General features: G+C 69.5%; 13 protein-coding genes. 2 read left to right on the top strand and 11 right to left on the bottom strand.

Annotated elements, in window-relative coordinates; all coding sequences use genetic code 11:
- Window positions 1-76: 76 nt before the first annotated feature.
- From AB0N66_RS12320 to AB0N66_RS12285, 8 genes are all read right to left on the bottom strand, one after another.
- The gene (locus AB0N66_RS12320; protein WP_365432123.1) at window positions 77-505 is read right to left on the bottom strand and encodes an SRPBCC family protein; all 429 of its coding nucleotides are present in this window, start codon (window positions 503-505) and stop codon (window positions 77-79) included.
- Window positions 506-597: 92 nt separating this feature from the next.
- A complete protein-coding gene (locus AB0N66_RS12315; protein WP_365432120.1) occupies window positions 598-2,196 on the bottom strand; it encodes a bifunctional 3-(3-hydroxy-phenyl)propionate/3-hydroxycinnamic acid hydroxylase in 1,599 nt (532 codons plus the stop codon).
- Between the two features lie 3 nt (window positions 2,197-2,199).
- The gene (locus AB0N66_RS12310; protein ID WP_365432117.1) at window positions 2,200-3,450 is read right to left on the bottom strand and encodes a VOC family protein; all 1,251 of its coding nucleotides are present in this window, start codon (window positions 3,448-3,450) and stop codon (window positions 2,200-2,202) included.
- A complete protein-coding gene (locus AB0N66_RS12305; protein WP_365432114.1) occupies window positions 3,447-4,367 on the bottom strand; it encodes a fumarylacetoacetate hydrolase family protein in 921 nt (306 codons plus the stop codon). The genes AB0N66_RS12310 and AB0N66_RS12305 overlap by 4 nt, the downstream gene beginning before the upstream one ends.
- Before the next feature lie 26 nt (window positions 4,368-4,393).
- Window positions 4,394-4,999 (bottom strand): carboxymuconolactone decarboxylase family protein, encoded by a 606-nt coding sequence (locus AB0N66_RS12300; protein WP_365432111.1) that lies wholly within the window; start codon window positions 4,997-4,999, stop codon window positions 4,394-4,396.
- 31 nt (window positions 5,000-5,030) lie between these two features.
- Window positions 5,031-5,873, bottom strand: a complete 843-nt coding sequence (locus AB0N66_RS12295; protein ID WP_365432108.1) for a DUF2993 domain-containing protein — start codon at window positions 5,871-5,873, stop codon at window positions 5,031-5,033.
- A 44-nt stretch (window positions 5,874-5,917) separates the two neighbouring features.
- Entirely contained in the window at window positions 5,918-7,417 is a 1,500-nt protein-coding gene (locus tag AB0N66_RS12290; RefSeq protein ID WP_365432105.1) for an MFS transporter, read from the bottom strand.
- Between the two features lie 115 nt (window positions 7,418-7,532).
- Window positions 7,533-8,144, bottom strand: coding sequence for a TetR-like C-terminal domain-containing protein (locus AB0N66_RS12285; RefSeq protein WP_365432102.1), 612 nt, complete (start codon window positions 8,142-8,144; stop codon window positions 7,533-7,535).
- Between the two features lie 229 nt (window positions 8,145-8,373).
- Here AB0N66_RS12285 and AB0N66_RS12280 point away from each other — a divergent pair, with 229 nt between their 5' ends.
- Window positions 8,374-8,559 (top strand): hypothetical protein, encoded by a 186-nt coding sequence (locus AB0N66_RS12280; RefSeq protein WP_365432099.1) that lies wholly within the window; start codon window positions 8,374-8,376, stop codon window positions 8,557-8,559.
- A 106-nt stretch (window positions 8,560-8,665) separates the two neighbouring features.
- On the opposite strand, the gene AB0N66_RS12275 is transcribed toward AB0N66_RS12280, so the two are convergent.
- The 3 genes from AB0N66_RS12275 to AB0N66_RS12265 all read right to left on the bottom strand — a co-directional run bounded on the left by AB0N66_RS12275 (window position 8,666) and on the right by AB0N66_RS12265 (window position 11,253).
- Window positions 8,666-8,875: a hypothetical protein gene (locus tag AB0N66_RS12275; protein WP_365432096.1), complete on the bottom strand. Its 210-nt coding sequence runs from the start codon at window positions 8,873-8,875 to the stop codon at window positions 8,666-8,668.
- Window positions 8,876-9,128: 253 nt separating this feature from the next.
- Window positions 9,129-10,058: an SDR family oxidoreductase gene (locus AB0N66_RS12270; RefSeq protein WP_365432093.1), complete on the bottom strand. Its 930-nt coding sequence runs from the start codon at window positions 10,056-10,058 to the stop codon at window positions 9,129-9,131.
- 4 nt (window positions 10,059-10,062) lie between these two features.
- Window positions 10,063-11,253, bottom strand: coding sequence for an FAD-dependent monooxygenase (locus AB0N66_RS12265; RefSeq protein ID WP_365432091.1), 1,191 nt, complete (start codon window positions 11,251-11,253; stop codon window positions 10,063-10,065).
- Window positions 11,254-11,309: 56 nt separating this feature from the next.
- Here AB0N66_RS12265 and AB0N66_RS12260 point away from each other — a divergent pair, with 56 nt between their 5' ends.
- Window positions 11,310-11,930: a TetR/AcrR family transcriptional regulator gene (locus tag AB0N66_RS12260; RefSeq protein WP_365432088.1), complete on the top strand. Its 621-nt coding sequence runs from the start codon at window positions 11,310-11,312 to the stop codon at window positions 11,928-11,930.
- Window positions 11,931-11,982: the final 52 nt, after the last annotated feature.

The raw sequence follows: 11,982 nt of genomic DNA, 5'->3' as shown, positions 1-11,982 counted from the left end.
GGCTAGGGAGGACTCCGCCGACGGTGTGGTCCTTGGAGGCGACGGGCGCACGCAAGGACCACACCCGGATCCGGCCCTATCCGACCAGGGCGGCGAGCTTGCCCAGCGACTCGGTGAGCGCGGTGGTGGTGGCCTCCTTCACCCGGGCCGCCATCATGTTCACGGCCGCGCCCTTGAACTCGTTCTCCACCGTGACCAGGGTGCCCTCACCCTCGTCGGCAAGCACGTAGTACTGGCCCACCGAGACCCCCATCGGTCCCTTGCCCTGCAGTCGGTAGGCCCGTCCGGCCTCGACCTCGGTGACGGTCCAGGCCACCTCGGCGGGCATGCCGATCAGGGTCATCTTCTCGCGGTACTCGGCGCCCACGGCGAGTGCGGCCGGGCCGCCGTCGGGGAACTCGGTGTGGATGGTGTTCCACTCACCGAAGCGGTCGAAGTCGGTGATGATCGCCCACACCTTGTCGGCGGGGGCGGCCACGGATGTGCTGACGGAAACCTGGGGCATGACTGCTCCTCTTCTGATGGGCCCTGCGGGCCGTGTTTTGACATGTCGCCCACGGTGCGGGCGGAGTTCGTGGAGTGGGGGCCACACTTCGGTCAGGCCTTCACGCACTGGATCAGGTTGCGGACCAGTGCGTCCGCGGCGTGCGGGGTGCGTACGCCGCCGAACAGCTGGAAGTCCGGCCGGACGAGGACGACCGAGGCGTTGAGCCGCTCGAACCACGCCGCGTACTTGCCCTCGGGGTCGGTGAGGCCGCCGGGTCCGAAGTGGGCGCTGCGGCCGCCGAGTTGCTGCCAGGCGGTGCGCTGGACCGGGGAGAGCAGTCCGGCCGGGTCACGATCGCGGCCCAGTATGAGGAAGCCGGGCGCGACCATTTCGTCCAGGAGAGCCGTACGGGTCCCGGTGCCCACCTGGGCCTGGACGCCCAGCGTGCCGCCGATCCCGTCGTCCTGCAGCGTCCCGCCCTGCAAGTTCCAGTTCTTGGATGCCTCCTGGATGTCCAGGGTGCCCATGGACCTGATCATGGCGTCCCGCTCGGCGCACTCCTTCGGGTCGGTCGCGCAGAACATCCGGCCGATGAAGACGGTTTGCTCGATGATCTGCGCGACCTGCCCGGAGCGTTCGGTGCTGTAGTCGTCCAGCAGCGAGTCCTTGCCTCCGCCCCCGACCAGCAGGGCCAGGCGCCAGGCGAGATTGGCCGCGTCGCGGAGGCCGGAGTTGATGCCCTGCCCCATGAACGGCGGCATGAGATGGGCCGCGTCACCGGCCAGCAGCACGCGGCCCTTGCGCCACTGCTTGGCCCAGCGGCCCCGGAAGGTGTACCGGGCGTGCCGGACCAGGTCGGCGTTGCCGGGGTGGATGTCCCAGGCCTTCAGCAGCCGCCAGGCGTTCTCGTCGGTGTCGACGCTGTCCTGGTCGTCGTCCGGCATGATCATGAACTCCCAGCGCCGCCGGCCGGGCCCGGACGGCACCAGGGTCGTCGACCGGGCAGGATCCAGGTGCTGGCACGCGTACGGCAGCCAGGCCGGCGGCGTGTGCGGGAGGACGTCGACCACGAGCCAGTCATGGCTGAAGTCGAGGTCGGTCATCTCCGTCCCGAGCAGGGTGCGGACGGTGCTGTTGGCCCCGTCGCAGCCGACGACGTAACCCGCCCGTACGGTCTCCGGTTCGCCACCGGGGGTCGTTTCGAGGCCGTTGTGGGGGCGGACGATGGCGGTGACCCCGGACCCGGACGGCCCGTCGTCGGACAGCGCCTCCAGTGAGAAGCCCCGGCGCTGGTCGATCAACGGGTGTTCTCGCACCCGCTGTTCGAGCAGACCCTCCAGGTCCGGCTGCGAGAAGCCCGTCATGTGGGCGAAGCCGGAATCGGATTCCAGGCTGAACCGCGATTCGGCCAGGGTCTCCCCGGAGGCGTCCGTGAGCTTGAACGTGTGCCCGTCCTGCCCCCAGGGCTCCAGCAGCGGGGCCAACTCCTCGCGCAGACCGAGCTGGTAGAGGATCCGCAGGGTGTCGTGGCTGAGAGCGACGGCGCGGGGCAGCGGATACGGCTGCTCCCAGCGCTCCACCACGATGACGCGCACTGCCTGCTGGGCGAGCAGCAGCGCCAGTACCTGGCCGATCGGTCCTGCGCCCACGATGAGGACATCGCAGTCGTGCCGTTCGGTCGTGGCTCGTATGTTCTCGTTGTCGGTCATGGTTCAGCCCAGGGGTCCCAGGTAGGCCGTGCCCCCGTAGGTGTCGGAGACGGGCTCGAGCGTCTCCGGCCACGGGAGGACCATGTCGCGGCGCTCGCTCCGCGGCCGGGGCTTGCCGTCCCAGCCGATCTGCTCCATGTAGTAGTAGAGACAGACCAGGTGGCCGTCGGGGTCCTTCAGGTGGACGGCGTAGTCGATGCCGACGTAGATCTCCTGCGGGAGTCCGTGTACGAGGGTGTAGCCGCGGTCCATCAAGTACTTGGCCGCGTCCTGCAGTTGGGTGTAGCTGCCGAGCTGGAGGCCGATGCTCAGGCACGAGGTGTGCTCGCTCAGGCCGAGGATGCCACGCAGCGCCTTGTCGGCGAGGGCGAAGGTGTGGTGCTCGGTGCCGGTGCGGAAGTACACGATCCGCCTGCCGTGCAGCTCTACCTCTTCGACCACCTCGAAGCCGAGCATGCCGGTGTAGAACGCGATCATCTCGTCCATGCGCTCGGTGAACAGCGAGACCGGGCCGATCCCGGTCACCTTGAAGGGCCGCGGGAGCAGCACGCCGCCGACGACGTACGTCTCGTCCAGGTGCTCCTCGGACGGGTGGTGGCCGGAGTCGATGTCGATGCCCTTGGCCAGCGCCTCGCGGACCTCGGCGGCCTCCGACATCTGCGGCAGCGACGGCATCACGTCCATGAGTCCGCGGTAATGCATGCCGTACGGCTTCGACTTGCGCTGCCAGCCGATCTGCTCGATGCCGTAGTACAGCTCGATCATGTTGTCGTCGGGGTCGTAGGCGTAGATCTCCCAGTTGCTGCCGGGCATGTCGCGGCCGTAGTGGCCGATCTCGACGCCCCGCTCCTTGAGGTACGCCTCGGCCTCCACGACCTCTTGCAGGCTGCCGACCTGGAAGGTGAGCTGACTGAAGGTGATGTCCTTGACCTTGCGGTCATTGCCCCACAGGGTTCCGAAGGTCTTGTGCGCGAGCACCAGTGCGTGGTGGTCGCTGTTGTGGGTGGTGAAGGTCAGCCGCGGGTCGGTCAGGATGTCCTTCACGAACGGGCGCGCCTCCTCGGGCACCTGGCTCAGCACGTCGAGCTGGTCGGTGATGCGGAATCCGAGCGCGTCGCAGTAGAAGGTGATCGCCTCGTCCAGCCGCTCCATGTTCAGCCCGAGGTGGCCGAGGCGGCGGATCTTGAACGGACGCGGCAGCATCAGGCCGCCGACGTCGTACTGCTGCGGGCTCCGCTCCGGGGTGGTGGTCATGACTGGGCTCCTGTCCGGCTGTCGTTGTTGTCGTCGGCGGCGGGGTATCCGGAGGCCGCCGTCACGGGGTTGTGGAGTTCGCCGATGCCCTTGACCCAGCTGACGAGCTTGTCGCCCGGCTTGAGGAAGACCGGCGGGGTACGGAAGAGACCGACGCCCGCGCCCGTACCGGTGAAGATCAGGTCGCCGGGCAGCAGGGGGACGATGGAGGAGATGTACGCGATCAACTCGGCCACCGAGAAGATCATTTCGGAGGTGCGGGCCTTCTGCACGATCCGGTCGTTCAGCGCGCAGCCCAGCTCCAGGTCGTCCGGGTCCTCGAACTCGTCGGGCGTGACCAGGACCGGACCCAGCGGCGCGAAGCCGGGGAAGGACTTGCCCATCGACAACTGCGGGGCCGGGCCGGCCAGTTGGATGACGCGTTCGGAGATGTCCTGCCCGACGGTGAGGGCGGCGACGTGATCCCAGGCGTCCTTCTCCGCGACACGCTCGCCGTACCGGCCGATCACGACGACGAGTTCGACCTCCCAGTCGACGTTCCCGCTGGGCACCGGAATCGGGTCCTGGGGACCGGACAGGCTGGTCCGGAACTTTGTGAAGATCATCGGGTCCTTGGGCAGCAGCGCCTTGACGTCCCCGGTGTGGCCGCGGGCGGCGGCGGCCTCCTGGACATGGTCGAGGTAGTTGGCGCCGATGCCGAAGACCTGGCGCGGTGCCGGGACCGGGTTCTGTAGGCCGTCCAACGGCAGCCGCTCCCCGTCGGGTTCGGCGGTGGCGGCCCACTCGACCAGCGGCTGCCAGTGGTCGAAGAGCTGTGCGGGATCGGCCGGGAAGCGGCCCTTACTGGCCTGTTCGACGTCGACGGCCGAATGCCTGTCGACAAGGACCAGCCGGTTGGCGATGACTCCGATGCGCATGACGGTGCCTCCTTGGGATGGATTGGTTACTTGACGGCGTCCGGGTACTGGACGCCGTTCGGCGCTGTCCGCGGGCTGTCGAGCGGTACGCCGAGGGAGTTGAGCGTTCCGGCGAGCAGGACGTAGTGGCCCACCAGCACGGGCAGTTCGATGAGCTGTTCGGTGGTCAGCAGCGCGCTCAGCGCACGCCAGGTGACGTCGCCGATCGTGTGGCCGGCGTGCAGTTGGTCGACCGCGGCCACCAGCAGCCGTTCACGCGTCGACCAGGCTGTTGATCCTTCGCCGTTCAGCGCGGCGAGTTCGCGGTCGGTCAGCCCGACCTCGGAGCCGAGCCCGACGTGGTGGTGCAGTTCGTACGCGCAGCCGCAGAGCGACGCGGTCCTGATGATCACCAACTCCCGCTCCCGGGCCGGGAACGCGGACTCCGTCAGCAGATGCAGACAGAACGGCAGCCATTTCCGGTAGAGCGCCGGATGGCGCACCAAGGTGCTGAAGAGGTTGGGCGCGTCCTCACCCAGGACGCCGGTCAGCAGCTCGCGCTGCTCGTCGGTGCGCTGTGCTCTCCCGAGAGGGGTCAGGTGCCGCTGCGTCGGTGAATGCGACGGGGGCCTGACCGGCTGTGATTTGGGCATGGTTCTCCCTTCGAACGTGGTCAAAGATCGGCTATGCGGCCGATGTGCCGGAAGCGCCGGAATTCGTGGAGGTCCCGGAATCCGTGGCAGTCCCGGATTTCTCGGACGTCTTGAAGGTGACGTCGTGGCCCGAGAGCGTGACGCCGATACCGGAGGAACCGGTGGAGATCGACCGCAGGGTCATCCCGTGCGGGAGGTTCTGCAGCGGGATCTTCTTCTCGAAGGTCCTGCTGACCGAGTCCAGGACGGACTGCGGCAGTTGGTCCGAGGAGATGCCCAGCACCTTGAAGGCGATGGTGGTGGGCCCGTCCTTGGTCACCTGGGCGTTCACCGCGATGTTCCCGGCTATCGGCACGCTCAGTGAGGCGGTGATCCGCCCCGGCGCCGACCCGGCCCTGACGTCCAGGCCCAGGGTTGTGGACAGGTCCTCGTACGAGACGAACGCGGTGGCTTCGGCGGAGCCCGCCTGGGCGCTGTCCGCGTCCGAGCTCCGCTTGAGGTGGGTCATATGGGCGTCCAGCCGGGAGATCGGGACCGGGCTGTCCGTCCCGGCCGGTATCTGTTCGGCAGAGACATTCACCTGGTCCAGGGTTCCCCGGGCCGCCTGGGTCAGGAACGGGAATCCCCGGATGTGCACCTCCGGTGCTGTCGCGGTCCCGGTGGCCTTCTGGAAGGCGTGCGCGGTCTGGGCTTCCGAGTAGGCGCGTACGCCGTAGTCGGTACCGAGGGCCGCCAAGGGGAGGGCTGCGACGACCCCGATGAGCACGCGGTACCGGCGGCGAATGCGTCCTGTGCCCCGCGGACGGCGGGCGGACTGCGCTGTCCCGTGCGGCATGCCGGCGGGCGGCGCGGACGAATCTGTTTTCTCGGGCATTGGGGGGACCTTTCGGTCTGTCAGGTTCGGTGCGGGCGGCGGTGTCACATGTGGACGACCGGTGCGGCGTCGGCGTCCGGCTGAGGCACGCCACGGCGGTAGAGGAGCCCGCAGACGACCATGCCCGCGGTGAAGAAGCCGGCGGCCCACCAGTAGGCGGCGGCGTAGCTGTGCAGGGCGGCCTCGGCGAGAACCGCCGGGTCCTTGGGGTTTCGGCCCGTGAGGTAGTCAGTGGCGGCGGTGGCCGACAGCGTGGTGAGCAGCGCCGTGCTGATGGAACCGCCCACCTGCTGCATGGTGTTGACGGCCGCGGAGGCGACTCCGGCGTCCTCGGTCGCCACCCCGGAGGTGGCCACGCTCATCGCCGGAGCCATCACCAGCCCGATCCCGAGTCCGACCACGATCAGCGGCGGCATCACGTTCGCGGCGTAACCGCTGTTCAGGTCCAGGGTGGTGAGCCACGCCAGGCCGACGGCGGACACGCCCATGCCCACCGGCACGACCGGCTTGGGGCCGAAGCGCGGAATGAGGACGTTGGTGGCGAGCGGGGTGGTGACCATGAGTCCGACGACCATCGGCATGAAGGCAAGACCGGTCTTGACCGGGCTGTAACCCAGGCTCTCCTGCATGTAGTAGGTCAGGAAGAGGAAGACGCCGAACATGCCCGCGCCGCAGATCAGAACGGCGATGAAGGAGGCGCCGCGGTTGCGGTCCAGCAGGACCCGCAGGGGCAGCAGGGGGTTGGCGGCCCTGGTCTGCCACCCCGCGAACGCCGCCAGCAGGACGGTGCCGGCCAGCAGCAGGCCCCAGGTGGCCGGCGAACTCCAGCCGTGTGTCTCGGCGTTGGAGAATCCGAAGACCACGCAGAACAGGCCGGACGACACGAGGATCGTGCCGGGCACGTCCAGAGTGGCGGTCCTGTCGCGGGCGGTACGGGTCAGCAGCAGGACCCCGCCGACGAAGGCGACGAGGGCGAAGCCCAGGTTGACGTACAGCGTCCAGCGCCAGTCGAGGTACTCGGTGAGGACGCCGCCCAGGAGCAGGCCGATGGCCGCACCGGCGCCCGCGATGCCGCCGTAGACGCTGAACGCCTTCGAGCGTTCCTTGGCGTCGGTGAACGTGGTGGTCAGCAGCGACAGTGCGGCCGGTGCCAGGAGCGCACCGAACAGCCCCTGGCCGGCGCGGGCGCCGACCAGCATGCCGAAGCTGTCGGCCGCGCCGCCCAGCGCGGAAGCGCCCGCGAAGCCGACCAGGCCCACCAGGAAGGTGATCTTGCGGCCGAACAGGTCCGCGATACGGCCGCCGAGCAGCAGCAGGCTGCCGAAGGCCAGCGCGTAGGCGGTGATGACCCACTGCCGGTTGCCGTTGCTGAAGCCCAGGTCCTGCTGGGCCGACGGCAGGGCGATGTTCACGATCGATGCGTCGAGCACCACCATCAACTGGGCGATGCAGACGACTGCGAGGATCCACCACCGGTGGCGGGCTCGGTCGGACGGAGGGGCTGCCGTGCCGACACCTTTTGTGTCGGCGGAACGGACGGACATGGTGGATCTCCAGAGAGGGCTGCCGGCGGCGGCCGGGCACGAGGCCATGGCGAAGCCGGGGGAGGGGGCAGGGAGGACGGATCGGGACAGCAGGGGGAAGGCAGGGAAGGCGTGATCAGGGCTGCAGCGCCGTGGGCTCGAGCAGGGGCAGCAGCAGTTGGTCGACCCATCTGGTGAGGTGGTCGGTGTCGGCGGGGCCGCGCCCGAACAGCGGACGGTTGAGTGCCAGGCTGAGCGGCACTTCGGGCAGGAAGTGCGCGCCCGGCGGCCGAGTGGCCGGCTCGCGCCGCTCGACCGCCCGCTCGACGGACCCGATCAGATCAGCGAACCAGGGCTCCACCACCGATGTCCCTACCGCTCGGGCGAGTTCCTCGTCCGTGAGCACGCCGTGCCCCACTGCGGCAGCCGGCGCCGTCATCGTCTCCCCACCGGCCACCAGCAGCCCGACCATGGTCAACGGATCGCCGTGCAGCGTGCCCGTGTCGACCTCCTCCGGCCTCATCGGGCGCGTGGCGTGGAGCGCTGCACCGACAAGTTGTGGCTTGGCCGGCCACAGCTCGTCGAGCGTGGCCTTGCTGCACCGCACCTGCGCTGCGACCAGGTCCATCGACAGTTCCTCGTAACTGACCTCGCCCAGCACATCCGGCGCCGCGTTGGCCAGCTCCATCTCCCGGGCCCGGGAAACGCGGGAGCGGCGGGTCGACGGCTCGTCTGTGACGTCGAGCATCAGGTCCTCCATTTGGTACAGAACTGTTCTGTACCATCAATGTAGACCGTGCTCGGGAAAAACACAACCGTACTACCCGCTGACCGCGGGGCCATGCTTCGGCCACCGCGTGGAACTGGTCGGCAGAGCGTTCCCGCTCACCTCCCGCCGCCCCCACCGTGCCGCGTAACGGCCGGCCGGCGCACTGACCGCGGCGGCCCCAGGCCACGAGGTCCCAGCCGGGGTGACCATGCGGCTCCCCGCCCCCGCACTCCCCGCCCCCGCACTCCTCACGCCCGACACCGTCGTCCTGCCCACCGCTGCCACGGGCAGAGCGGTACGCGGACGCGGCCATGTCCTCCTGGCCGTGGAGATCACCGGCGCCGAAAGCACCGTGACCGATCGGTTCACCAGGCCGCCTGTCCTGTATGCGTGACCGATCGGTTCAGCAAGCTGCCTGCCCGGTATGCCAAGGCGCACATCCGGTACCTGTGGCGCCCGGACCTGGAGCCTTGGTGATGTACGGCTCAGACCGGCGGCGCTCAGGACCCCAGGCTGAGCCGCCGAAAGCCGCGTCGGCCGTCGAAGCGCCAGGCGAACGCCTTCGCCGACGCCATCCTGACGCCCGCCGCAAGCGTGCTCGGCCACATGCCCGCAGGGGGCACGCCGGCCACCGTGCCGCCGGGGCGGCTGAGGCGGGAGCCCGTCGGGGAGCTGCGGGCCTTCGACGAAGCGGGGCCACCGGAGTGCACACTGCTTCCTTGGCCGCCGCAGGGACCGAGGTGGGGCGCTCACAGGTCCGCCGCGTCCTGCTCGCGGAGGGTGTGCGCCGACGCCGCACCCGGTCCTGGACGCGGTCGAAGGACCCGGACTTCGTCCCCAAAAGGGATACCGATCACCGGCCCTCATGCCCCGACCGGGCGACACCCGAAGAAGCCCAAGCCGTCCTCGCAGCCTGGGCCGCCGCCGAAAGGCAACCGGCCAAACCGTGTGGGGGAGGGAGGGTCACCGATCAGCGGTGTCGAGGCCGATCAGCTCCTCGGTGACGGACCACAGCCGCCGCGCGGCGTCGTTGTCCAGGGCCACCGCACCCGGCTCGGCGAGTTGCCCTCTTTCGTAGTACAGGCCTGTCCTGCCGGTGAGTGTGGAGTCCAGCGCCACGCGCAGCAGCCCGGTGGCGGCCTCGTCCGGAGAGATCAGCCCCTGGCGGAACAGCGGATAGAGATGGCGCAGCACCGGGCGGTCGAACATCGACTGCATCATCGGTGTGTCGACGCCTCCGGGATGCGCGGCGCTGACGTCCACCCCCGATCCCGTGAGCCGGCGGGCCAGTTCGCGGGCGTAGAGAACGTTTGCCAGCTTCGACCGGTTGTAGGCGAGGAGGGGATGGAACTTTCCCTGAGCCATCATCAGGTCGTCGAAGTCGAGGCCGCCCTTGGCGCGGCGGTGCGCTTCGGAGGCGACCAGGACGATGCGGCTCGGCGCGCCGTCCCGCAGCCGGTCGGTGAGCAGCCGCGCCAGCAGCGCATGCCCGAGGTGGTTGACGCCGAACGTCGTCTCGAAGCCGTCGGCCGTCTCGGTCCGAGTGCCGCGCCCCGCGTAGCCGGCGATGCAGAGCAGGAGGTCGAGCCGGTCCCAGCGTTCCAGCACGGTGGCCGCTGCCTGGCGCACCGAGGCGAGGTCGGCGAGGTCCAGGTCCACGACGTGGACCTCCTTGTTGCCCGTGGTCCGCACGATCTCGTCCCGGACCCGTTCGCCCTTGGCCCGGTTGCGGGCGGCGATGAGGGTGACCGCCCCGGTCGCGGCGAGCTGGACGGCGGCCGACCGGCCGACACCGTCGCTTGCGCCGGTGACCAGGGCCACCCGGCCCCGCATGTCGGGCGCCACGGCCAACGCTTCCACCCGTTGCAGTCGATTGCCGACCTGATGATTCATGGCCTCAGTCCGTTCCGGGCGCCTCTGCCCACAGTGGTCCGAGGCGGCGGGCTGAGCGCCGCACCTCGGAGTAGGAGCGGACGGAACTTTTGGCATCGTTCATGGGGTTGACCCCGAGGATCCGGGAAATGGTCACACGGGCCATCATCAACGGGCTCTGGTAGCGCACTTGGCTGCTGATCCAGGTCAGCGCGTCCGCCTCGGGCTTCCAGGTCGCCTCGAAGCGGGCGCCCGTGGTCGCCAGCGGTCCGGAGGCCAGCGCCTGGTCGAACACCATCGCCGATTCCAGGGCCGCGTTGCCGCCCTGGCCGATCGGGGGGAAAGCCGCTGCGGCGTCGCCGAGCAGCACCGCCCGGCCGCCGTACAGCTGCGAGCAGGTCAGCCGCTGGCCCAGGTGGACGGCGTTGCGGCGGGAGAACTCGGCGACGGCCTGCTCGCTCGTCAGTTCCAGGGTGCGTGGGGCATTCCGGCGAAGCCAGGCGGTGGCCTCGTCGGCCGAGGCGAAGGTGTGCGGCTTGTTCACGCCGATGACGCAGATCCAGCGGACGCCGTCCGCCCTGGACTCGTCGATGGTCACCCCGGCGAGGGTGAGCGGGCTCATCGCCAGCCCTTGCAGGTAGCGCTTGTCCAATGTGTCGCCGACCCGGTCGAGTTCCAGGATGAGCCCGTAGTTGGGGACGGTAGAGGCCTCGACGGTGAATCCCTCGACCTGATCCTGCATCGCCTTGCGGACCGCGGAGCCCGCGCCGTCGGAGCCGATGACGAGGTCGAAGGACTGCCCGGCCACCTTGCCGGCGTGCACGTCCACGTCGTCGGCGCGAATGTCGCGGTGAAAGGCGACGTCGACCAGATCGCTGTGGCGCTCCTCGGTGAGCGACATGAGCGTCCGCATGATGTCCCCGCGCGAGCCGATCCAACCCGGCTCCGACCAGGGGTCGAGGATCCGGCCGCGGTGTCTGATGCCGTGGAACGGGGTCATGTGGGCGTCGAAGTGGGCGACGGCGTCGATGTGCCGCACGGCCTTCAGCCCGTGGCCGGTGAGGTCGATCGGGTAGGAGCGGTCGGGGTTGAAGCGCGGCATGCCCTGGGGATGGCCGTCGCGCTCGAACACCGTGCTGCGGATCCCGCGCCGGGCCAGCGCGATGGCCGCCGTCAGCCCGCCGGGGCCGCCTCCGATGATCGCGATGTCTGCCACAGTGCCTCCTCGTTGATTTCAGATCAATGATAAGGGATCAGCTAAACTCGGGGAACGTGACCACCAGCCGAGCGGAACGCGCCGCCTCCACAAGGAACAAGTTGCTCGACGCGGCGGTCGAGCAGTTCCTCGACAAGCCCTACGACGAGGTGTCCGTGCACGCCCTCGCCGACGCCGCGGGAGTCGCCTACGGGCTGGTCTCCCACCACTTCGGCAACAAGAGAGGCATCCTCCTGGAGGCGGTGCGAGAGATCGCCCGCCGCTTCGAACAGGGCCCGCCCCCGCCCGGCCCCACCGCCGACCGAATCCGGCACCTCACCGAGGACCACTTCGCCTCCATCGAGCGCGACCCGGACGCCTATCTCGGGCTGATCCTCGGTGCGGACCCGGACACCCGCGCCATCCTCAACGCCTCACGGCAGTTGGGCGTCCGGGGCCTCAGCGAGGTCCTCGGCCTCGACCCGGACCGGCCCGCGGTGCGGGTGGTCCTGCGCTCTTGGATCGGCTCCGTCCTGGAGGCCGCGGCAGGCTGGCTCCAGGAAGGTCGTCCGATCCCCGCGGCCGACCTTGTCGAGGTGCTCGTCGCGACCCTCGCCGAACTGCTCCGTCAGGCCGCCCGCCTCGACCCCGAAATCGACGTTGCCGCGGCCCTTTCCGAGTGGGACCGGCCAACCTGACGGCCGAGGCCCAGTCAGGCGAGTCCAACTCGCCGGGCTGGGCCTGAGCTGC

The sequence above is a fragment of the Streptomyces sp. NPDC093544 genome (assembly GCF_040683495.1).
Taxonomy (GTDB): domain Bacteria; phylum Actinomycetota; class Actinomycetes; order Streptomycetales; family Streptomycetaceae; genus Streptomyces.
Note: the sequence above shows the minus strand (reverse complement) of the source record. Positions and strands in the feature narration are given on the sequence as shown.